This is a genomic window from Nonomuraea sp. NPDC049695 (genome assembly GCF_040674955.1).
Taxonomy (GTDB): domain Bacteria; phylum Actinomycetota; class Actinomycetes; order Streptosporangiales; family Streptosporangiaceae; genus Nonomuraea; species Nonomuraea helvata.
Genome location: NZ_JBFANV010000085.1, coordinates 1 through 21,620 on the forward strand (window position 1 = coordinate 1; position 21,620 = coordinate 21,620).

The following is a 21,620-nucleotide window of genomic DNA, read 5'->3' on the forward strand; positions in this document are numbered from 1 at the left end:
GACCCCCGCTCCCGGAGCGGCTCGACCGAACCGGCGTTCGACGTCTTCGACTTCACCACCTACTACCGGCCCATCGACATCGTGGAGACGACGCGCGGCTTGCCGCGCACCGGCGAGCCGGGTGAGAAGTTCACCTACTCCAACACCAACTACACCCTCATCGGCATGATCATCGAGAAGGTGACAGGTCACACCCTGGCCGACGAACTCGACCGGCGCCTGTTCCGCCCGCTCGGCATGACCCGGACCTACGCGCTCACCAAGCCCCCGGAGGGCATCAAGGGCCCGCACGGGCACGGCTATTACGCTGACTCCACCGGCGCCCTGCGCGACATGCACCGCGCCAACGCCAGCTGGGGCTTCGGCGCCGGCAATGTCGTCTCGACCACGCGTGACGTCAGCATCTTCCAGCGGGCCTTCGACCAGGGCAGGCTGCTGCCACCGCCGCTGCGGAAGGTGCTCGCCGGTGGCTCTGCCGGTGACTCTGCCAGTGGCTCAGCCGGCGGCGATGGCAGCGGCAGCGCGCGGCAGGGCACGGAAAAGTGCGAAGAAAACCTGAACATGCAGGGCGGCTCGGGACTCGGCTACACCACACTGATCCTTTACTCGACCGATGGCCGGCGGCAGTTCGAGATCTCCGTCACGCGGAGCACCACCGACGACGCCATCATCCCCGAAATGATCAAAGCCGGCCAAGCCGTCCTGTGCCCGACGGGTTGAGGCTTTCCGCGTCGACGACTATCTCACGCCGGGTGCATCTCCTACCCGCCCAGGCATCTCTCCGAAGTTCGACAAAGACAGGGTCGCCCAGCCAGGCCAGGCGCGGCGGATGAATTCCTGGATACCTGAGGTCCACACCCACTCCTCGTCCGCCCCGCCGCTGTCGATCAGCTCGGGGATCTCGCCGAGCTGCCGCAGTCCTTCGGACGGGGCGGATGAGGAGGCGGAGTACCTGTACCTGGACGTCGAGATGGCCTGGCCGAGCGGAGGGCAGCTGGGCGGCGTCGGAGTTGTGACCGGAACGACGCGCAGCCCATCCACCAGCCACCGCATCATCGCCATCAGCTGCGCCAGACTCGGGCTCGACCAGTCCACGCCGTTCCCCCGGCAGTACGACAAGTACAAGTCGATCCGCTCGCGTACGTCTTCTCGGTGTTGAACGCCCGGCCCGCCGCGCGCACTCCCGCCAGTACGCGCACGCCTCGACAGGCAACCCGAAGCTCTCATCGACCACCACCCACCACACCGACTAATCGGCGCCCACCGCCCGCTCAGGGCGGTAGTACCGAGGCAGCGCACCTGACATGCCTGACATGCCTGACATGCCTGAAGACCCCTGGACACCTGTGAGGCAAGTACGCGCCAACGCTATTTGACGAACATGTATGACTACCAAGAGTCACCCAAGATAACGATCGGACTCGCCGGTCGAGTACGACGCCGCCACAGGAGGTGGAACGTCCACCGCCGAACGCCGTACCACGACAAGCCGAACACTGACCCCTCCGCCTACCCCGCCGATGACCAGACCACGATCTCGGACCGCCGTACTGGACACCGGTTCGTGCGACCGCCGCTCAACGCGGATAAGTTGCCACATGTGACCAACGTGCGGATCGTGTACCGAAAGTACGGCGGAGCATTGCACTGGCACCACCCCGGCCGACTCCTGGGGGAGGACGAGCATGGGGTCTGGGTAGATGTGCCCAGCGGGACAGTCGCCCGCAAAGGCGACGCCCCACCGATCACATGGAAGACCACCGCAATCATGCTCTTCCCCCGAAACGCCTGGTGGACTGCGTCCTTCAATTCACCACCGAACCGGTGCGAGATCTACGTGGACGTCACAACCGTCCCCGAGTGGAGAGACGGCGAGGTGACGATGCTCGACCTCGACCTCGACGTGATCAGAATGCGCGACGGGCGCCTCATCCTCGACGACGAAGACGAGTTCGCCGAGCATCAGGTCCTGCTGGGCTATCCAGCCGAACTGATCGCCCAAGCGGAAGCCACTGCCCAGTGGCTACTCAAAGCGGTAGGACACAGAAAACAACCATTCGGTGGCGCACATCTCCAGTGGCTACCAATGAGCACTTAAACAGATCGCCTAAAACAAAGTCAGCTATCAGCTGGCGGCTCAATTGCGTCGAGTGTAAGACAATTCAGTAGCCGGTCCAGCCCGCAACTTACAGCCAATCATCGCCGCCAAAGCCACCGTGCCGTAGGATTCATCCCGCAGCTGAAACCAATCCACTCTCATACGCCGCGATAACCAGCTGCGCCCGGTCTCGGGCCTCCAACTTGGCCAGCAACCTGGTGATGTGAGTCTTCACCGTGGCCAAGCTCACCTGCAGATATTCCGCAATCTCCCCATTGGACAGCCCACGAGCGATCAACATCAGCACCTCGCGCTCGCGTTCTGTAACGCCGTCCAGTCCTTTTACCCGAGGAAGGACAGGCGTACGCGTGAACTCCTCGATCAGCCTACGGGTAACCGTCGGCGCCAGCAACGCCTCTCCACCTGCGACCACCCGAATAGCGGCAAGCAACTCCGCAGGAGGCGTGTCCTTCAGCAGAAACCCACTGGCCCCAGCCCGAAGCGCATCATAAACATAAGCGTCAAGGTCGAACATCGTCACTACAAGGACCCGCGAAACATCCTTGATCCGCCGCGTAGCCTCAATCCCATCCATTTCCGGCATCCGTACGTCCATAAGCACCACATCCGGCCGCTCCTCCAGAGCAACCGAAACCGCCTCGCCCCCAGTAGACGCCTCTCCCACTACGGTCAGGTCAGGCTCGGAGTCGACGAGCACGCGAAAGCTTCCCCTGAGCAACGCCTGATCGTCGGCGATAACCACGCGGATCACGAAACCTCCTCATACGGCAACGCGGCGAAAACGCGGAACCCCCTGCCAGGGAGGCTCCCAGCTTCGAGCTCTCCGCCGTACATCATGACCCGCTCTCGCATCCCGATCAGGCCATGCCCCGTGCCCACGGAAGTCGCCGTACGTCTTCCAAGCCCGTCATCCACCACTTCGATCCGTACACACCTGCCATCGGCGACCACGGAAACCCGGCAGCGGGCACGGGGGGCGTGTTTGATGACGTTAGTGAGCGCCTCCTGCACGATGCGGTAAACCGACACCTCTACGCCCTCGGGCAACCGCCCCAAATCCCCGGCCTTGCCCTTACGCCCTTCACCGCTGCCCCGGATGCTCGCCTCACCGCCGATCCGCGCCTCGTCCTCATCATCGCGACCACCGATCCGCATCTGGAGCCGAACCTCGATCCCCGCCAGCCGAGCCTGCTCCGCCAACCCCTGGATCCCCGTCAGACCTGGTGCGGGAACGAGGTCGGGCTCAGACGTGGATCTCAGCACACCGAGCAAGTGGCGCATCTCCACCAGCGCGCTACGACTCGCCGTCTCGATCACGCGCAACGCGTCATGCGCCTCGTCCGGTCTGGTCGCCATCACGTGGTTGGCCACGCCTGCTTTGACCGCGATCAGCCCCACGCTGTGCGTGACCACGTCGTGCAGTTCGCGGGCGATCCGTAACCGTTCCTCCGTCACCGCCTGCGCCGCGAGCCGCTCAGTGTCGCGCGCCGCATAAAGCCTGCGCTCCTGCACGGCCCGGCCCACCGTCCACGCACCGCCGAGCGCCGCGATCCCTATGAGCGGCTGGTCGATATACAGCAGCCATCCGGGCGCGCTGTCGCTTGGGGTACCTGCTACAGCAAGGCCGAAGAGCGAGACAACGCTCAAGCCGCCGACGATGGCCGACGTCGGGACCACAGCGCCGAGCCTGCCGGAGAGTGCGACGATATAGAGCGCGTACGCGGGCGCGAGATAAGCAAACTTAACAGCGTCGACCAGCGCGGCGAAGACGGCCACCACGAGGGTGAAGCAGAAGACGGGAAAGGGCCACAGCCTTCGCACGGCCAGCGGCAGCCCCAGCCCGAGAGGAATGGCGATCCTCATCCAGGGTGGCAGCGCGGTCGCGTTCACCGACACCGTCAATGACGTGAACGCGAAGCACATCCCCGCTGCCAGATCGAGCATGACCAGCTGGTGACGGCGCAGGCGCCTGGCGAAGAAGGGATGAGTGTCGTCCACGCGTTGCACGGTAGCCGCTGCGGCGGCCGCCGCACGTCAACCCAGGGTCTGACCTTGAGATTCGAACCGTGGTCCGACGCGCCGGCGACCAGCCGTCCCGCATCCTTTACGCCGTGATCGAACTCCAGCACCTCACCAAGCGCTACGGCGACACACTCGCCGTGGACGACCTGTCCTTCAAGGTCGAGCCGGGCCACGTGACCGGCTTCCTCGGCCCCAACGGCGCCGGCAAGTCCACCACCATGCGCCTGATCCTCGGCCTCGACGCCCCGACCTCAGGCCAGGCACTGGTCAACGGCCGCCGCTACACCTCGTTCAGCAAGCCCATGCGTGAGGTCGGCGCGCTCCTCGACGCGAGTGCCGTCCACGGCGGCCGCAGCGCCTACAACCACTTGCTCTCCCTGGCCCGCACCAACGACATCGGCCCCACCCGGGTGGCCGAGGTGCTCGACCAAGTCGGGCTGACAGGCGTGGCACGCAAACGGGTGGGCGGGTTCTCGCTCGGCATGAAACAGCGGCTCGGCATAGCGTCGGCGCTGCTCGGCGATCCAGGGGTGTTGATGTTCGACGAGCCGGTGAACGGCCTCGACCCCGACGGCGTGCGCTGGATCCGCGACCTCATGCGCTCGCTGGCCGCGGAAGGCCGCACGATCCTGCTCTCCAGCCACCTGATGAGCGAGATGGCCTTGACCGCCGAGCGCATCGTCATCGTCGGCCGCGGCAAGCTGATCGCCGAGGCCACCGTCGCAGAGCTCACCGCGCGCTACCCGTCGCTCGAAGACGCCTACATGGCCCTGACCGCCGACAGCGTGCAGTATGGAGCAAGCCGGTGAAGGCCGTCGTCTCCTCCGAGTGGCTGAAGCTGCGCTCGGTGACCTCCACCTATCACACGCTGGGCACGGCAGCCATGACGGTGCTTCTCGGCGTGGTTTGGACCCTCTATGTGAGCGGCCTGGCCGACGAGCGGGGATCGCTGACTGCTGCAGCCCCTGAGCGCGGCTTCCTCCCACTCATTCAGATCAGCCTGGCGGTGCTCGGAGTGCTCACGATCACCTCCGAGTACGCCACCGGAACGATCCGCACCAGCCTGACCGTCACCCCGAAACGGGGCACATTACTCCTGGCCAAAGCGGGGATCGTGGGCCTGACCACGTTCATCGCCGCCAACGCGATCCTTCTGATCACCTACTCGACGAGCCGCCTGATAGCAAACGGTCACGAGCTGGGCTTCAACGACACCTCGTCAGCCGACGACCTGCTGATGCTGCTCGCCTCCGGCCTCTCGGTGACCGCACTGGCACTGGTGGGTCTCGGCCTCGGCACCGCCCTCCGCTCAGCGGCAGGAGCGATCGTCTCGGTCGTGGCGCTGCTGTTCGTGCTCCCGGGCATCGTCAACTATTTGCCCCCACCCTGGAACGCCCGCGTGGCCACACTGCTTCTGCCCAACCTCGTCCCTCAAATAGCGGACCAGCGCCTCTCCCCACGCCTGGGCGACGGCTTCCTACCTCCCTGGGCCGCACTGGCCATACTCCTCGCGTACCCGCTCGTCGCCCTGGCCGTCGGCTACTACCAGCTCAAACGGAGAGACTTATGAGCACTTGGTGCCCCATCCACAAGAGCACTACTTGCCCCGATACGCCCTGACCAGACGTCCCCCTCAGCCCTCGCCGCATGACAGCTCTCAACGGCGGCACAGGATTCGACGACTGACGCGGCGCGCAGCGCCACTCGACCAAAGATCCGCCCGAGCACCGCTTGAACGGACATCTGCCCGAGTTCCTCATCACCTCACCGAACGAATCAGGCCCTCACGGCGCAGGAGCGGCAGCGCCGGGGGGAACGGGCGGCACCCCCAGCGTTCCCCGCCTCACGAAGGGACACCGCATGAACACACCCATCCCAGCACCGCACACCCATATGCACCGCCTCCGCCCTGAACGGATGCAACCATGAGCGTTCTCTCCTCGGAATGGCTGAAGGTCCGTTCCGTCCGCTCGACGTATCTGATCCTCGGCCTCAGTCTCGGCGCGGTGCTCCTGGGATTCGGACTCGCCGTGATGGCCGCTCACATGTACGACAGCGCTCCCGCTGCCAAACGGCCAAGCGCCCGCATCGCGGACCTGGAGGAAGTGGTCGTGATCGTGCCCCAGCTGTGCATGGGCATTCTGGGCACACTCGCCATTACGTCCGAGTACGTGACCGGCTTAATCAGGACGAGCCTGACCGTCGTCCCCCGCCGCCGGCCCATACTCACCGCCAAGTCCACGGTCGTGGGCGCACTGGGCCTGCTCGTCGGCTCAGCGACGGTTTTCGGCACCTATTTCGTCACCCAATGGGTGCTTGGAGATCGTTTCTCCGGCGCGTACGCCGGCGCCTTTCTGGACAGGCTGCCGCTCCTGACCACTCTCAGCCTCACCGTGCCGACGTTCGCACTGCTCGGCCTGGCCTTGGGCGCGCTGTTGCGCTCCGCCGCCGCGGCGATCGCCATCTTGGTCGGCCTTGTGTACGTGATCCCCATAATCATCGGCAACATCCCCGAGCCATGGAGCGACCGTCTCGGCTCGCTGATGATCGGCGCGCTCCCCCGCGAAATCACCGGCGACATCATCACCACGTCGGTCTATGGCTACCTCTTGTCGCCGGCGGTGGCTGCCGCGGTGCTCGTCGCCTACGCAGTAGTCCCCTTGGGGGCCGCAGGCTGGCTGGTACGCCGGAGAGACGCCTGAGACGTCCATCTCACCTCAACCCATCGGCATCCACGTAACGCCCGACGCCACCGAGTTTCGTACCGGCTCCCGCACATAGGGGCCGCGAACGGCGGGCCACCCACGTCCACCCACGCTCACCCGATCGGGCCGACGACACAGAATGCCCACACCCCCACCCACACGGCAGAGGACAACAAGTGATCCACTGCGCCAACACCCGTTCACTGGTCGGGGACACCGCATCACGCACGCCGCGAACACCCGCCCGGAGGAGCAGTCGGCGCGGTCGGATGGGTGGCGCGCGACTGCTCCCTCCAGAGGTACGGCAGGCGAGAAGTCCTGCCGTACCGTCCGGAGACTCAGACCTCGACCACCACAGGGATGATCATGGGCCGGCGGCGGTAAGTGTCGCTGACCCAGCGCCCCACCGTGCGGCGGACCACCCGGCGGATCTCCTGCATGTCGACCACGCCGTCCGCGGCCTTCTCCTCGAGGGCCCGCTGGATCTGTGGGATGAACTGGTCGAACTGGGCGGGATCGATGCCGGAACCCCGCGCGTGGATCTCCGGACCGGCAGTGAGCTTGCCCGTGTTGGAGTCCACCACGACGACCACGGAGATGAATCCCTCGTCGCCGAGGATCCGGCGGTCCTTCAACGAGGTGTCGGTGATCTCGCCGACGGACGAGCCGTCGACGTAGACGTACCCGGCGTGAACCGCACCGACGATCTTCGCCCGGCCGTCGACCAGGTCCACCACGACCCCGTCCTCGGCGATCACGATGTGGTCCTCGGGCACGCCGGTGAGAGCGGCCAGCTTGGCGTGGGCGCGCAGATGGCGCCATTCGCCGTGTACGGGCATGAAGTTCGACGGGCGTGTCAGGTTCAGCACGTACAGGAGCTCGCCGGCGGCCGCGTGGCCGGAGACGTGCACCTTGGCGTTACCCTTGTGCACGACCCGGGCACCCCATCTGGTCAGACCGTTGATCACCTTGTTGACCGCGGTCTCGTTCCCTGGCACCAGCGACGAGGCCAGGAGCACGGTGTCGCCTTCGGCGATGCGGATCGGGTGATCGCGGTTGGCCATTCTGGACAGCGCCGCCATCGGCTCGCCCTGGGACCCGGTGCAGATCAGCACCACGTCCTCCGGCGGCCACTCCTCGATGTCGCGCGAGTCGACGATCAGCTCCGGCGGCACCTTGAGATATCCCAGGTCGCGGGCCACGCCCATGTTGCGCACCATCGAACGGCCGACCAGGGCGACCTTGCGACGGTGCTTGGCGGCGGCGTCCATGACCTGCTGGATGCGGTGCACGTGCGAGGCGAAGCTCGCCACGATGACCCGCTGCTCAGAGGTGCGGATCACTTCATCGATGACCGGCCCGATCTCGCGCTCGCTGGTGACAAATCCTGGCACCTCGGCGTTGGTGGAGTCGGACATCAGCAGGTCGACGCCCTCGGTGCCGAGCCTGGCGAAACCGCCGAGGTCGGTGAGACGGCCGTCGCTCGGCAGCTGGTCCATGCGGAAGTCGCCGGTGTGCAGGACTATGCCCGCAGGCGTCCTGATGGCGACGGCCAGCGCGTCGGGGATCGAGTGGTTGACCGCGAGGAACTCGCAGTCGAAAGGCCCGAAGACGTGCCGTTCACCCTCGATGACCTCGAGTTTGGTGGGCTGGATCCTGTGCTCGGTGAGCTTGGCCTCGATCAGCGCAAGCGTGAGCCTGGACCCGATGAGCGGGATATCGCGCCGCTCGCGCAGCAGGTATGGCACCGCCCCGATGTGGTCTTCGTGGGCGTGCGTCAGCACCACGGCTTCGACGTCGTCGAGCCGGTCCCTGATGTATTCGAAGTCGGGCAGGATGAGGTCGACGCCCGGCTGATCGGGCTCGGGGAAGAGCACCCCGCAGTCGACGATCAGCAGACGGCCGTCATATTCGAAGACGGCCATGTTCCTGCCGATCTCCCCCAACCCGCCGAGCGCGACGATGCGCAGGCCGCCATCGGGCAGCGTGGGCGGGGGGCCAAGCTCAGGATGCGGATGGCTCATGCCTGGCCCCCACGGTCAGATCGTGTTCTCAAAACTTCTGGTTCCTCCCCGTTCCTATGCGTCTGTCAACTTCACCCCGCCGGCTACCAGGCAAGCACGCAGCTCGGCGATTTGCTTCTCTGTCGCGTCCACGAGCGGCAGCCGTACCGGCCCCGCTGGGACGCCCACCATGTTCAGTGCCGCCTTCGCCATGATCGCGCCACCCGCGCGGAGCATGATCCCGTCTACCACGGGGGCCACCTGGCTGTGGACGGCCAGGGCCTGGGCGATGTCGCCATTCTTGTGCAAGTGGATCATGCGCGCCAGCTCGGCGCCCACCACGTGCCCGACGACGCTGACGAACCCCGCCGCGCCGAGGGAGAGCCAGGCGAGATTGAGCAGGTCGTCGCCGGAGTAGAAGGCGAGATCGGTCGCGCTCATCACCTGGCTGGCGGCGAAGAGATCCCCCTTCGCGTCCTTTACGGCCACGATGCGTTCGTGCTGCGCCAGCCGGAGCAAGGTCTCCGTCTTGATCGGCACGCCACTGCGTCCCGGAATGTCGTACAGCATAACCGGAAGGCCGGTCGCATCGGCAACGGCGGTGAAGTGCTGATACAGCCCCTCTTGCGGAGGCTTGTTGTAGTAGGGCGTCACCAGCAGCAGGCCGTGCGCGCCGGCGCGTGCCGCCTGCTTCGCGAGCTCGACACTGTGGCGGGTGTCGTTGGTGCCCGCCCCTGCCACCACGGTCGCGCGATCGCCTACCGCCTCGAGGACGGCGCTGACGATGCGCTGCTTCTCCTCATCCGTGGTGGTGGGCGACTCACCGGTCGTCCCGTTGACGATCAGGCCGTCGTTGTGCTGCTCGTCCACCAGATACGTGGCAAGACGTCGCACAGCCGCATAATCAACCTCGCCGTCAGGAGTGAACGGCGTGACCATCGCGGTCAGCATGCGACCGAAGGGCGCGTCTGTGGTTCCAGTTGGCGATGCCATAGTGCGAACGCTACCTGGATTCAGAAATTCCTTGGACGCCGCCACCCCGCTTTGCCTGCCCGGAGGCGCCTTTTGCCCCATTTCACGGGCGTCTCGGAGGCTTCCCGCAAGACGACACCCTCCTCACCTAGACCCTTCGGCCGCAGCCAGGCATTTCATACGAATCACGACCATGTCTGGGACGGGCCTCTACCCAGAAGATCCGCTCGTACGTCGGCTGCCACCGCTACCGAGCGACCATACGCGTACAAGACCACTTCAGCCATCGCCTGGCGACGCCACGCCACCCATAGGCGTGGGCGCAGCAGCCGCTGCGCTGGGCAGGGCTTGGAAGGTCGAGCCCCGCCAACGCCCATAAGATCGCGCCACACCTCACGGACGTTGCCGAGAAGTTCAAGCCCTTAGCGTGGCAGTTCTATCTGGTATCGGATGAAGCCCCGATTCTCGGCCACTTTGTCATACAAGGTGCGGGCTGTGGTGTTGGACTCGTGCGTGTTCCAGTACACGCGGGAGCAGCCGCGTTCGCGAGCCCAGTTGGTCACGGCCTCGATCAACGCGCGGCCCACGCCTTTGCCCCGGGCCTCTGAAGCGGTGAACAGGTCTTGCAGATAGCACACGTCGGTGTCGGGGGCGGAGGTGTTCGCGTGGGTGAAGAAGTGGGTGATGCCCACGAGTTTGCCGTCCAGCTTCGCGCCGAGGACGTGCATGCGGGTGCTCGCCTGGAACTCCTGCCATGCGCGGTCGTACATCTCGTCCGGCTCCACCCGCTGGTAGAAGTCGATGTACGCGCGGAACAAGCCCTCCCAAGCGTCTCGGTCGGACGGAAGGAGCTTGCCGATGTCAATCATGGAATTTCCTCCTGCTTGCTTGTGCAACCTGAGGGCGCAGGTCGGGTGTGGGATGGCTCGGCGATTCAGGGAGATGTTCCGATGGAAGTTGACGCCACAACCTAGGAGAAAGTGGCTCTCCGAGGTACGGCCACTATGCGGCCATATCAGGGGACCACTGGTGTGCGGCCGGTGTCGCCGGGGTCGGGTGTGTCACAAGGCGGCGGCGACGTGCGCGCCGCGAGGCCGACTGGGGCACTCCCGCGTGGAACGCCGCCGTCGAGGCCGCGCCGGGCTTCGATGCGCACTCGGACATCCGTCGCCGAACTCGGGTTGTGGGCACATTCGGCAACAGGCCTCGGCCCGACCAGGGACGTGGACACGCAGCGGGCTCGAGCGGACGGCCCGCCCGAGCGGTCCCCTGGCCCGACCGGACCGCCGGCCCGAGCAGACTGCCGACCCCGGCAGACCGCTGACCTGCGCGGACCTCTGGCTCGAGCCAGACCGCCGGCCCGAGCGGACTGCCGGCCTGAGCGGACTGCCAGCCTGAGCGGACTGCCGGCCTGAGCGGGCAGAGGCGCCTATGGACAACATCACAACCGGGAAAGGGAACCTGGGGCAACGGTCACGAGCAGGGGCGGGGGCGGCTGTTCGGCGTAGTCAGCGGCCCCAAGGTCGAGTGGCCGTGTGGAAGGGTTCGCCGCCCCCATCAGGAACCGCCGAGACCAGGCCTCAGACGCGGCTTTAGCACCACGGAAACCCCAACCCGCACACATTGGAAGAGGCCGCCGATATGTGCTCGGGGGTACACACATCGACGACCTCTACCGGAGAATCGGCACCCCTTACACCGGCGTTACAGGGTTTCTCCGATAATTTTCTGCCATCGCAAAGTTGGGGCTCCAACAGCCTTCGATGACGGTCGGTTACCTGCCGAATACGGCAACATGGGGCAACGCCTCACACGAACCCCCAGGGATGGACTAGTGGCCACCTCAGATCCGGTCTACCTGCGTGTCGTCGAAGACATTCGGCGACAGATCACCGACGGCGCCCTTCCCCCCGGCGCGCCGATCCCATCGCGGGCGCAGCTGACCCGTAAATATCAGGTCGGCGAGACAGCAGCCCGGCACGCGCTACGCGTGCTCGCGGGCGAAGGCCTCATCATCGGCCGCGTAGGCTCGGGTCATTACGTCAGGGAACGTCCTGACCTGACATCGCTCTACCGATGGCGGTTTCTCGATCACCCCGCCCCCTTCGCGGCTGACCTGCAGTCTCAGGGCAGGCGCGTGACGTGGGACTGGCACAGCGAGCCGACCGAAGCCGGGCCCGACATCGCCAGACGCCTGCGCCTCAGCGAGTCGACCACGCTGACCAAGACGCACTACATCTTTCGCGGCGAGGGCAAACCTCTGCAACTCGCCACCTCGTACGAGCCCCTGGATTTCGCCCCCCATTCGGAGGAGGAGCGGCGGAGCCTGGTCGCTCGGATGTTCGCGCACGGCGTGAAGATCACCGAGGTCGTCGAGAGCGTGCACACCCGCGTCCCCCGCCCGGTGGAGAGCGACGCGCTCGATCTGGCGGCCGGCGTCCACGTGCTGCACATCGAACGCACCCACTGGGCCGGCGACCGCCCCGTGGAGACGAGCGACATCGTCATTCCAGGCGACCGCTTCAGAGTCACGTACAGCATGCCCGTCTAGCCCGAAACATCCCCGGCTCCGGGCGAATCCGCTGTCCCCCATCGCCTGGAGCCGACCACGCCTGCCGGGACACGACGGCGACGACCCTTACCCGGGAGCGACTGCGACGACCCTAACCAGACGCGACCGCCATGACCTTCTTGCCGCGAGCGTGGCCGGTTTCGACGGCGCGATGGGCCTCGCCGAGGCTCTCTCGCGGATAGATCCGCTCCGTGACCGGGCGGACCTTGCCTTGCCCGGCATATCGGGCGAGCGTGCGGAGGTCCGCCCGGCGGGAGCGGGACATCATCACACGTCCGCTCGGCCTGGGGCCAGAGCGAGGGCGGCGCTAGCGGGACATCATCACGCTTTCGCACAGTCTGGGGCCAGAGTGCTCGTCCAGCCGGGCTGTGGCGCTGGGCCGACAGTGCCGCGAGCGTCGTGCCGTCGGCGAGCGTGGTCACCATCCTGCCCCGGTAACGGAGCAGCCGGCCGTACGTGCTGAGCGGACCGCCGGAATTCGCTCCCATGCTGGCTCTCGCGCCCCCAGCGACTCGAGGATCACGTCGAACCCAACGCTGGTCCCCAACCCCGCGGGCCCGCCGGGGGCCGCGTATGAGACTGCCCGCCCCGATCCGCGTAGTCGATCAGGCGGGTGGCGCCGAGTTACGGCAGAATGCGGCATTCACGGCGCTGACGGCGGTGGTTATCTCGGCGGCAATGGCCCGATGCATGCGTCAACGGCTTGGGACGTGGGCGCCCATGGCCCGGCCGAGGTGGATCGTGATGCTGACCACGCAGCCGTCGCTGCCGCCGGCGAGAAGCCGGCCTTCGCCCGGCCGCTGACTCCACCCACACGATGACTGGAGCACAGGCAGCCGTTGTCACCGTACGAGATCGCACCGGAGACGGCACGACCGGCCTCCGCGGTGATCGTCGAGGCCGACCACCCGCCAAGCCGGCCTTCCGCACGCACGACCACAAAAGGAACACCTATTCGCCCAGGTCAGAGATTGTCGGTGCGCGCTGATAGAACGGCTGCGGAGGTTGCCGATGCGAGTCAAAGACCTGTCCAAGAGCGACCGGCCGCGCGAACGGCTCATGTCCAGCGGTGCCGCCGCGCTGGCAGACCGTGAGCTGCTGGCCGTGCTGCTCGGCTCGGGATTTCGTGGGACGAGTGCCCTGGATCTGGCCAGCCAGGTGATCAAGCACTGCGGGGATCTCGACGGCCTCTGCCGTTCGGACCCGCACCGGTTACTCGCCGTGCCCGGAGTGGGTCCGGCCAAGGCCGCCAGAGTCGCCGCGGCCTTCCATCTCGTACGCCGCGCGGACGCATGGCCGGAGCGCGAACGGATCACCAGCACGTCCGACCTCGCCAACCACTGCGCGCCGCTGCTCCGCGGCCGCAGGCAGGAGCGGCTCGTCATGGTGGTGTGCGACACCCGCGGCAGGGTGCTGAAACATTCCGTCCTGACCGAGGGCGCGTCCGACCACACGCCCGTGCCGATCCGGGAAGTGATCACGGAAGTGCTCACCTCGGGCGGTGCGGTGTTCGGCCTTGCCCACAACCATCCGGGCGGCTCCCTCGAGCCGAGCACGGCCGACCTGGAGGCCACGGCCCAGCTCGTCCAGGCCGCCGAGACGGTCGGCCTCCGCCTGCTCGACCACCTGATCATCACGGACGCGGCTTGGCGCCGAATCCCCACATAAATCGATTCCACTAGGGAGCATGGACCCACTGGACATCAAAGGGAATCATCCTGTGCATAGCGCCGAACAGCCGTTTTCCAAGTGACGACCATGAGAGCCTAATAACCGCGGGTAGGCCGTTACGGACGTCAGCCGGCCATTACTCGCCGTGGCATGGCCCCGTGCCTCCGGAGGGCGCGAGACCATGCCCGTCGTACGCACCGATCCCAGGCGAAGCCCATCGCCTCTCACCGGGCTGTGGGCAGGCGCGTCGCCTGGGGTCACACAGGTGCGCCCCCGATGGCACACTCCCGTGCCATCACCTGGGGTGTCCGGTTCGCGCGCTCGGCGGCCAAGCGCGGACCGGACACCCACCCACTTTCACCTCTCACGGGCCTGCGGGATGCATCGGCAAGCGCCGTTCATACGGTGCAGCGCGACTCCCCGAGCGTCAGGCCAAGGCATGCCTTGTATGCGTCCGTGCGAGAAGCCACCCGCCGAACGCGGAAGAGGAGCGGCGTAGGAGCGCCCGTTCCAGCCGAGCAGGATCGACCATCAGGGTCTGTCATCGCCGACGGTGGATTTCCTCGGGGATGGTCATGTCGTCGAACAGGTGACGGGGTGCTCACTCCAGCGGGAGAGGGCGTACGATCCAGCACTCTCCAGCCCGTTGCCGCGGAATCGAACGAGACCTGGACAATCTCGCTAGCGGCCTACGCGACGTGGCAGAGGGCGATGTGACTCGGGGTCAAGACGCGCTCCAGAGCAGCGGCTACGGCTGCGCCAAGTGTGATCTCATCCCAAAATCGTTCTCCACATCCCTTCCCATAGCGCACACACTTTACGCCGCGCTTTACCTGCGCATGTGCAGCGCGAATTTATAGCGATCAGCGTGCCTGCCCGTCCAGCAGTCTCGTCCATGTAGCCAGCACTCTGGTGTAAATGGTGCGGACACTCTCCTCTATCACCACCTTTTCGCCAATCCGGCGAGTCCTGCGAATGAAGTACTGACCGCCGCTCTGACACAGCTCGTAGAACGTCGGCGAGCAAGCGCACGTGTAGCTCCTGACCTGCACCAACGCGGTAAACGGCGGCGGGGGATCCCACCTGATGGCGATCTGACCGGGCCGCGGATCGGGCACATGCGGCGCAAGGTGGCAGCAGGGCAGCTCAAGAGGTTGGGGCATGGACAGAAAGATACGTCTAGTTGTCTCCTTCTGTCTAGCGATAAAGAGCGCTCTGTCTAAACAGACAGAACGATATGGGTGGTCTTGCACCTGTTGGTCTAAGTTGCAAACGTGCTCGACTACGACGGGGACACCCACATCTACCTCCAGATCGCCGAGATCCTCCGGGAGCGAGTCTCCGGGCTCGCGTCCGGACACCCTGTGCCGAGCGAGGCGGACATTCAGCAGGAGTTCGGGGTCGCCAGGACCACCGCCAGGCGGGCTGTTCATGTGCTTCGCGAGGAAGGGCTCATCTACACCGTTCAGGGCGAAGGGACCTTCGTCGGCGGACCAGACGAAGCCCCTCGCAAGCAGCGGAAAGTGCCGATATACCAGCAGATCGCGACGGACATCGCCGAGCAGATCAAGGCGGGACAGCTATCGCCGCGACGGCCTATACCGGGCGAGTCGGCGCTGGTGGAGCAGTACGGCGTGGCCCGGGAGACGGTACGGCGGGCCATGGCGCTCCTACGAGAGCAGGGATGGATCTACACCGTCGCACAGCGGGGCAGTTACGTGTCGCCAGAGGAGTCGTGGCCCCAGGTCTGACTCTGCTCGACTGCTTGTATCCAGACGTCTAGGCTATGAGCATGCTCGATCGTGATGGGCCTGTCCCGATCTACAGGCAGATCGCCGATGCGATCCAGGCACAGATCAGCGATGGGCGGCTACGAGCCGGCGAGGCCGTGCCGAGCGAGGCGGCCCTGGAAGCGGAGTTCTGCATTGCGAGATCAACGGCCCGCAATGTGGTTCGAGAGCTGCGCGCGCGTGGGCTCGTCCACACCGTGCAAGGGGAGGGCACATATGTCGGGCCTATGGGTGTTCCGCGGATAAAGGAGTCGAAGGCGCTTTATCTGGAGATCGCCGATGATATCGCCACGAGAATAAGGCGTGGTGAGTTTCGGCCGAAGCGCTCGATAGCGAGCGAGAAGAATTTGACGCTGCGGCACAGGGTCGCAAGGGTCACGGTACGAAAGGCCATTGCGCATCTCAGGCAGCAGGGCTGGGTGTTCACGGTTCCTTATAGGGGGACATATGTGAATGAGCCCGAAAAGTGGCCCACGAATAAGGGTGCCTAACGACTCTCCCTTTGACCGTTGGCTTGTATATCCTTGAGGGGTGCTGGATCGCTCGGGTGGCACCTACCTCTACGTTCAGATCAGCGAAGTCCTCAAGACGCGCATCATGGAGGGGCTCTCCCCGGGAGATGTCCTGATCAGCGAAGCAGGGATCCAGCGGGAGTTCCGCGTCGCACGCACGACCGCGCGCAGGGCGATTCGCCTCCTGCGGAATCAAGGGCTGGTCCACACGCGCCAGGGCGGTGGCACGTTCGTGAGCGCTCCCGGCGAGTCAGCGGACGGTCAGGTCCCGCTGTACCGGCAGATCGCCGAGCGGATCCGCAAGCGCATCGAGGCAGGAGAGTTGCCCGCGCACCGGCCGCTTCCGACCGAGGTCACGCTGGTGAGTCAGTACGGCGCCGCGCGTGAGACCGTACGGCGGGCCATAGCGCTGCTTCGTGAGCAGGGGTGGGTCTTCACCATCCCGCATCGCGGCAGCTTCGTCTCTCCTGAGGAGCAACGGCCTTCTTCCTGACCGGCCGCTCCATCTTCCGAGCAGCCGCGCGAATGACCGCACCGACTGCCCCCGAACGTCCGCACAGCCGCTCGATCCTCCGCACCGACCGCCTCGAGCGTCCGGAGCGGCCGGACGGCCAGCCGAACGTTCACCCCAACCGCCCAGAGCGGCCGGACGGCCAGCCGAACGTTCACCCCAACCGCCCAGAGCGGCCGGACGGCCAGCCGAACGTTCACCGACCGCCCCGACCCTCCTGACCGGCCAAGCGGAACCACAGGCAGACCACCGTCGTCAAGTCGTCCACCTCGCACCCCTGGCCGGCCCAGTAGCGCCGGTGAGTTTCGCGCCAGTGCTCCACCGAGCGGAAGCCCTCGCCTTCCGCCTGGGCGAACTCCCAGGTGACCTCCGCGAACGACGCCAGCTCCACCTTCGCGATCTCGATCTCCGCCACCTTCGCACCCAAGCCGTCCACCACCGCCAGACGCTCGCCGACGTGCTCCACCTCCTCACCCTCGGCGTGATAATCGAGCGCCAGGAGACCGGCCGTGGCCGTTTTCGAGCCCGACAGGACCAGCCCGGTCAGCCAGGCGCGGAGTTCGCCGGGCGTGCCGAACTCCATGGCTCTCATTCCATCGATACGCGGCCACATGGCAGCAGACTAGAAGACCGGAATGATGTCCTCCGGGTCGATGAAGTCCACCTCCACGCCCTCCAGGTCCAGCTCGGGAATGGCGGGGAAGGCGATCCCCCAGCGCTCCACGATGGCGCGGATCCGGGCCATGGCCACGCGCCAGTTCTCCGCCTGCTCCTCGTACGACAGCACGCCGAGGCCCGCCGACCTGGCGTGGTCCATGAGGACGCGGTGGTTGGCCAGGAAGTACGGCGGCAGCTCCCAGAAGCCTTCCGGTGGCTCCCAGAGGATCATGCTGAGGAAGACGAAACCGGCCCTGAGCTGGCGGGTGATGAGCACCCGGGTCTCGTCGGTGAGCCCCGGCCATTCGTTCTCCAGAATCGTCATGCAGATCTGGAGATGGCGGGACTCGTCGCGCCCTATTCGCTGGAACATCTCACCGAAGACGGGATGCCGGGTGCCGGAGGCCATGCCCCTGAAGAGCGTCGAGGCGGCCATTTCCCCCATCATGAAACTGGTGAAGAGCACGGGCAGCGAATACTTGCCCACGGCCGAGCTGTAGCCGTTCCAGTAGCGGCCCCCGTTGTGGTAGAGCCACCCGATGTTGTTGTGCGCCGCTGATTCGAGGTCGTCGGACGGGGTCCAGTTGAGCGGGCCGCCGGGCCAGAGTCTGGCGATGGTGCGCTGGCAGCACTCCTCGTGGTTCATCTCGTCCCGGGTGATCGAGAAGAAGCACTTCCTGACCGGGTCCTCTTCGTGCTTCTCGAAGGCCTGGATGGTGGCGCGGGCGAACACGGCCGGTCCGGACGCGTCGAAGTTCGCGAGGACCGCGAACCAGTACATGATGCCCAGGCGCTGCTCCCGGGTGAAGTCGTCCGGGTCCAGGCCGTCCCAGGGCAGGTCGGCCGGGTTCCAGACCGTGCGCTTGGACTTTTCGTAGATGGCGGCGAGTTTCTCGGTCTCGACCCGCCATTCCATGGGATAGATGTTGGGCTGCGGGATCTCCGGCGCAGGCCAGAAGCCGCCCTCTGGAATCGTGAGGTCCGCCATTGTTGTGACACCTCCTCCCCCATCCTGCTGGGCGGCGTCACGGCTTTCAAGTACGGGCGCGCTGGGTGATGGCCACGCAGACGAGCACGGCCAGGGCCGCGACCACCGTGGCCGGGCCGAATCGCTCGCCCATCAGGAACCAGGCCCAGACGAGGGTGAGGAGGGGCTGGGTGAGCTGGGTCTGGCCCGCCCTGGCGATGCCGCCCTTCGCCAGCCCCGCGTACCAGGGGAAGAAGCCGAGGAACATCGAGATCAGCGACACGTACGCGAAGCCCGCGATCGCCTGCGGGGTGGGGTTGATGGGAGTGGCGAGGGCTATCACCGTGGCTGCCGGGGCGGTCAGGGGCAGGGAGAGGACGAGTACGCGGGAGATCACCTGCCAGCCCGGAGTGTCCCTGGACAGGCGGCCGCCTTCCGTGTATCCGATCGCCGCCGAGATCAGGGCGCCGACCAGAAGAAGATCGGGCCAGGAGGTCTTCCCCTCATGCTGGGTGAGGGTGAAGGCCGTGATGGCGACCGCGCCGGCTGCGCAGGCCACCCAGAAGAGGGGACGGGGGCGTTCGGCCGCCCTCAGGACGGCGCAGGCGGCGGTGGCTGCGGGCAGGAGCGCGATCACCACCGCGGCGTGTGACGTACTGGCGCCCAGGGCGAGGGCCAGGCCGCTGAAGACAGGGAAGCCGAAGACCACCCCCAGGGAGATCAGGGCGTACGCCGGCCACTCCCGCCTCGAGGGGATCAGCGGATTCCTGGTGGCTTTCAGGCAGACCAGGGCCACCACCCCGGCTACGGCCGCCCGGCCTATCGCGGCCAGCCACGGGTTGACCCCCTGCATGGCGTAGACGGTGGCCGGGAACGAGCCGGAGAACGCCAGGACGCCCAGGAAGGCCAGGGCGGTGCCCTGACGTGCGTGCCCTCCCGGGCGAGGGAGCGCTACTCCATCTGCGAGAGTAGCGCTATTCTCAATTTTCATGAACAACGATAGCAGTATCGCCCAAGTCGCCGCGATGCTGCGTGAAGAGGCCACGCGGCTCGGCCCCGGGGCACGGCTGCCGTCCAGCCGGGAGATCATGCGGCGGCACAACGTCAGCCCCGTCACCGTGTCCCGGGCCATCGGGCAGCTGGCCGCCGAGGGGCGGGTGGTCGCGAGGCCCGGCAGCGGCGTGTTCGTGACGCCGCAGGTCACCGGGGGACGGGAGGCCGCCGACCTCTCCTGGCAGACCGTGGCGCTCGGCGACAGGGTCGTGGACGGAGACCCCGTGGCGACCCTGCTGGCGGGGGCGGCCGAAGGCGTGGTGCCCATGACCGGCGGATACCTGCGGGCGGGGCTGCGGCCGGACAAGCAGCTGGCGGCCGCTGCGGCGCGCGCCGTACGCAGGCCCGACGCCTGGGCCATGCCGCCCCTGGCGGGCCTGCTCGAGCTGCGGAGGTGGTTCGCGCAGCAGGCCGGAGGCGACGTGACCGCGGCCGACGCGTTGATCGTGAGCGGCGGCCAGGCGGCGCTCACGCATGCCTTCAGGGCGCTGGCGGCCCCGGGCACGCCGGTGCTGGTCGAGACGCCCACCTATCCGGGGGCGCTGGCGGCGGCCAGGGCGGCCGGGCTGCGGGCCACGGCCGTCCCCATGGACAGGGACGGCGTACGTCCTGAGCTGCTGGCCGAGGCGTTCGCCGTCACCGGTGCGCGGGTCTTCTTCTGCCAGCCCACCCTGCACAACCCCTCAGGAGCCACCCTGACGGTCGAGCGCAGGGAGCAGGTGCTGCAGGTCGCCAGGGCGGCGGGGGCGTTCGTGATCGAGGATGACTTCGCCTGCTACCTGACCGAGCAGGCGCCCCCTTCCCTGGCGTCCATGGATGAGCACGGGACCGTCGTCCACGTGAAGTCGCTGACGAAGATCCTCTCGCCGAGCATGCGGGTGGCGGCCGTCATCGCCAGAGGGCCCGCCGCCCACCGGCTGCGGGCGAGCCAGCTCGTGGAGTCGTTCTTCGTGGCACGGCCGCTGCAGGAGACGGCGCTGGAGTTCGTGGGATCGCCGGCCTGGCCGCGGCATCTGACGGCCGTGCACGCCGAGATCAGGACCAGGCGCGACGCGCTCGCGACCGCTCTGGCCGCCCGCATGCCGCAGGCAGAGGTGCATCTGCTGCCCATCGGCGGGATGCACCTGTGGGTCCGGCTGCCCGCCGAGGTCGACGAGAACGCCCTGGTCGAGGCCGCGAGGCGCAACGGGGTGCTGGTGAGCCCGGGCAGGATGTACTACCCGTCCGAGCCGCCGGGGCCCAGGATCCGGGTGACCCACATGGCCGCCGCCCACCTCGCGGAGCTGCACGAAGGAGTCCGGCGGCTGGCCCAGACGCTGACCGCGATCTTGTAGCCGACACGCCGCTTAAGAGCCGTGAAGAGGGGTTCGCGTCGTCTCCAAGGGTCAAACACCGATACGGTGTAACTCGTGCCTTGTGGCATGAACGGCAGGCGAAGGAGCGGGCCGAGATGGCAGACGTAGGCGTCCGGGCGGCCCGGCGCGAGGACGTGCTCCAGGTTGCGAATTGTCAGATCCGCGCCTGGCGCTACGGCTATCGGGATTTCCTCCCCGAGGGCCCCCTCGAGCAGATGACAGGCCCGGCAGCCGAGAAGATGTGGCTCCGCCAGTGGGACGAGGCGATCGTCGCCCCGCCCACCCCCAGGCACAGGGTCCTGGTGGCGGTGGAGACCATCCTGGACACCGAGGGCTTTCCCGCCCTCGGCGCGGGCGGCAGCGCCGCCCTGACCACCCCCCGGGGTGGCGAACGCGTGGTGGGGCTGGCCTCACACGCTCCCGCCGAGGATCCCGACCTGGATCCCACCGTGGCGGCCGAGATGCTGACGTTGCTGGTCGACCCCGATTTCGTACGCAGGGGTCACGGCAGCCGCCTGCTCAACGCGACCGTGGACTACCTGCGCGATGACGGCTTCCGACAGATCGTCACCTGGGTGTTCGCCGACAACTACGCGGTGCTCGGTTTCCTGGAGTCGGCGGGCTGGGGCGAGGACATGGCCGAGCGCGTGCTGGACATGGGCCGCCCGATCAGGATGGTCAGGCTCACCACGGACATCAGCTAGAGGACGA

At 66.8% G+C, this 21,620-nt stretch carries 22 protein-coding genes; 13 read left to right on the plus strand and 9 right to left on the minus strand.

Annotated features, from left to right (window positions below):
• The 3 genes from AB0J64_RS44850 to AB0J64_RS44860 all read left to right on the plus strand — a co-directional run.
• On the plus strand, positions 1–720 hold a 720-nt coding region (locus AB0J64_RS44850; protein WP_364041886.1), incomplete at its 5' end, for a serine hydrolase domain-containing protein.
• 109 nt (positions 721–829) lie between these two features.
• Positions 830–1,159, plus strand: a complete 330-nt coding sequence (locus AB0J64_RS44855) for a hypothetical protein (protein ID WP_364041888.1) — start codon at positions 830–832, stop codon at positions 1,157–1,159.
• 222 nt (positions 1,160–1,381) lie between these two features.
• Positions 1,382–2,098, plus strand: coding sequence for a DUF402 domain-containing protein (locus AB0J64_RS44860; RefSeq protein ID WP_364041890.1), 717 nt, complete (start codon positions 1,382–1,384; stop codon positions 2,096–2,098).
• Positions 2,099–2,228: 130 nt separating this feature from the next.
• Here AB0J64_RS44860 and AB0J64_RS44865 read toward each other — a convergent pair whose 3' ends face one another.
• Positions 2,229–2,870 (minus strand): response regulator transcription factor, encoded by a 642-nt coding sequence (locus tag AB0J64_RS44865; protein ID WP_364041892.1) that lies wholly within the window; start codon positions 2,868–2,870, stop codon positions 2,229–2,231.
• Positions 2,867–4,117 carry a histidine kinase gene (locus AB0J64_RS44870; protein ID WP_364041894.1) on the minus strand — a complete coding sequence of 417 codons (1,251 nt, stop codon included), beginning with the start codon at positions 4,115–4,117 and terminating at the stop codon, positions 2,867–2,869. The genes AB0J64_RS44865 and AB0J64_RS44870 overlap by 4 nt, the downstream gene beginning before the upstream one ends.
• Before the next feature lie 113 nt (positions 4,118–4,230).
• On the opposite strand from AB0J64_RS44870, the gene AB0J64_RS44875 reads away from it, so the two are divergent.
• The 3 genes from AB0J64_RS44875 (at position 4,231) to AB0J64_RS44885 (ending at position 6,843) form a co-directional block, all read left to right on the plus strand.
• The gene (locus AB0J64_RS44875) at positions 4,231–4,950 is read left to right on the plus strand and encodes an ATP-binding cassette domain-containing protein (RefSeq protein WP_364041954.1); all 720 of its coding nucleotides are present in this window, start codon (positions 4,231–4,233) and stop codon (positions 4,948–4,950) included.
• Positions 4,947–5,711, plus strand: a complete 765-nt coding sequence (locus tag AB0J64_RS44880) for an ABC transporter permease subunit (RefSeq protein WP_364041896.1) — start codon at positions 4,947–4,949, stop codon at positions 5,709–5,711. Before AB0J64_RS44875 ends, AB0J64_RS44880 begins: the two co-directional genes overlap by 4 nt.
• Positions 5,712–6,066: 355 nt before the next feature.
• Positions 6,067–6,843, plus strand: coding sequence for an ABC transporter permease subunit (locus AB0J64_RS44885; protein WP_364041898.1), 777 nt, complete (start codon positions 6,067–6,069; stop codon positions 6,841–6,843).
• Between the two features lie 341 nt (positions 6,844–7,184).
• On the opposite strand, the gene AB0J64_RS44890 is transcribed toward AB0J64_RS44885, so the two are convergent.
• The 3 genes from AB0J64_RS44890 to AB0J64_RS44900 form a co-directional block, all read right to left on the minus strand.
• Positions 7,185–8,870 carry a ribonuclease J gene (locus AB0J64_RS44890; RefSeq protein ID WP_364041900.1) on the minus strand — a complete coding sequence of 562 codons (1,686 nt, stop codon included), beginning with the start codon at positions 8,868–8,870 and terminating at the stop codon, positions 7,185–7,187.
• A 54-nt stretch (positions 8,871–8,924) separates the two neighbouring features.
• Complete coding sequence (gene dapA / locus AB0J64_RS44895; RefSeq protein WP_364041902.1) at positions 8,925–9,842, minus strand: 4-hydroxy-tetrahydrodipicolinate synthase; 918 nt, start codon at positions 9,840–9,842, stop codon at positions 8,925–8,927.
• A gap of 401 nt (positions 9,843–10,243) precedes the next feature.
• Entirely contained in the window at positions 10,244–10,690 is a 447-nt protein-coding gene (locus AB0J64_RS44900) for a GNAT family N-acetyltransferase (protein ID WP_364041904.1), read from the minus strand.
• Positions 10,691–11,655: 965 nt separating this feature from the next.
• On the opposite strand from AB0J64_RS44900, the gene AB0J64_RS44905 reads away from it, so the two are divergent.
• Complete coding sequence (locus tag AB0J64_RS44905) at positions 11,656–12,372, plus strand: GntR family transcriptional regulator (protein WP_364041906.1); 717 nt, start codon at positions 11,656–11,658, stop codon at positions 12,370–12,372.
• A 112-nt stretch (positions 12,373–12,484) separates the two neighbouring features.
• Here the strand turns inward: AB0J64_RS44905 and AB0J64_RS44910 are convergent, their stop codons facing one another.
• Positions 12,485–12,661 (minus strand): zinc-binding dehydrogenase, encoded by a 177-nt coding sequence (locus tag AB0J64_RS44910; protein WP_364041908.1) that lies wholly within the window; start codon positions 12,659–12,661, stop codon positions 12,485–12,487.
• Positions 12,662–13,404: 743 nt separating this feature from the next.
• Here AB0J64_RS44910 and radC point away from each other — a divergent pair.
• The 4 genes from radC (at position 13,405) to AB0J64_RS44930 (ending at position 16,859) form a co-directional block, all read left to right on the plus strand.
• On the plus strand, positions 13,405–14,061 hold the full coding sequence (gene radC / locus AB0J64_RS44915) for a DNA repair protein RadC (RefSeq protein ID WP_364041910.1): 657 nt from the start codon (positions 13,405–13,407) through the stop codon (positions 14,059–14,061).
• A gap of 1,277 nt (positions 14,062–15,338) precedes the next feature.
• Positions 15,339–15,815, plus strand: a complete 477-nt coding sequence (locus tag AB0J64_RS44920) for a GntR family transcriptional regulator (RefSeq protein ID WP_364041912.1) — start codon at positions 15,339–15,341, stop codon at positions 15,813–15,815.
• 41 nt (positions 15,816–15,856) lie between these two features.
• Complete coding sequence (locus AB0J64_RS44925) at positions 15,857–16,345, plus strand: winged helix-turn-helix domain-containing protein (protein WP_364041914.1); 489 nt, start codon at positions 15,857–15,859, stop codon at positions 16,343–16,345.
• A 40-nt stretch (positions 16,346–16,385) separates the two neighbouring features.
• Positions 16,386–16,859 carry a GntR family transcriptional regulator gene (locus tag AB0J64_RS44930; protein WP_364041916.1) on the plus strand — a complete coding sequence of 158 codons (474 nt, stop codon included), beginning with the start codon at positions 16,386–16,388 and terminating at the stop codon, positions 16,857–16,859.
• Positions 16,860–17,073: 214 nt separating this feature from the next.
• Here AB0J64_RS44930 and AB0J64_RS44935 read toward each other — a convergent pair whose 3' ends face one another.
• Genes AB0J64_RS44935 through AB0J64_RS44945 form a run of 3 tightly spaced genes read right to left on the minus strand, consistent with a single transcriptional unit; the run spans position 17,074 to position 19,492 of the window.
• The gene (locus tag AB0J64_RS44935; RefSeq protein WP_364041918.1) at positions 17,074–17,460 is read right to left on the minus strand and encodes an ASCH domain-containing protein; all 387 of its coding nucleotides are present in this window, start codon (positions 17,458–17,460) and stop codon (positions 17,074–17,076) included.
• A gap of 39 nt (positions 17,461–17,499) precedes the next feature.
• Positions 17,500–18,522, minus strand: coding sequence for a hypothetical protein (locus AB0J64_RS44940; protein ID WP_364041920.1), 1,023 nt, complete (start codon positions 18,520–18,522; stop codon positions 17,500–17,502).
• Positions 18,523–18,568: 46 nt separating this feature from the next.
• On the minus strand, positions 18,569–19,492 hold the full coding sequence (locus AB0J64_RS44945; RefSeq protein ID WP_364041922.1) for a DMT family transporter: 924 nt from the start codon (positions 19,490–19,492) through the stop codon (positions 18,569–18,571).
• Between AB0J64_RS44945 and AB0J64_RS44950 the strand changes: the two genes are divergently transcribed.
• Positions 19,491–20,888: a PLP-dependent aminotransferase family protein gene (locus AB0J64_RS44950; RefSeq protein WP_364041924.1), complete on the plus strand. Its 1,398-nt coding sequence runs from the start codon at positions 19,491–19,493 to the stop codon at positions 20,886–20,888. The genes AB0J64_RS44945 and AB0J64_RS44950 overlap by 2 nt on opposite strands.
• Before the next feature lie 116 nt (positions 20,889–21,004).
• On the plus strand, positions 21,005–21,613 hold the full coding sequence (locus AB0J64_RS44955; protein WP_344986506.1) for a GNAT family N-acetyltransferase: 609 nt from the start codon (positions 21,005–21,007) through the stop codon (positions 21,611–21,613).
• Positions 21,614–21,620: the final 7 nt, after the last annotated feature.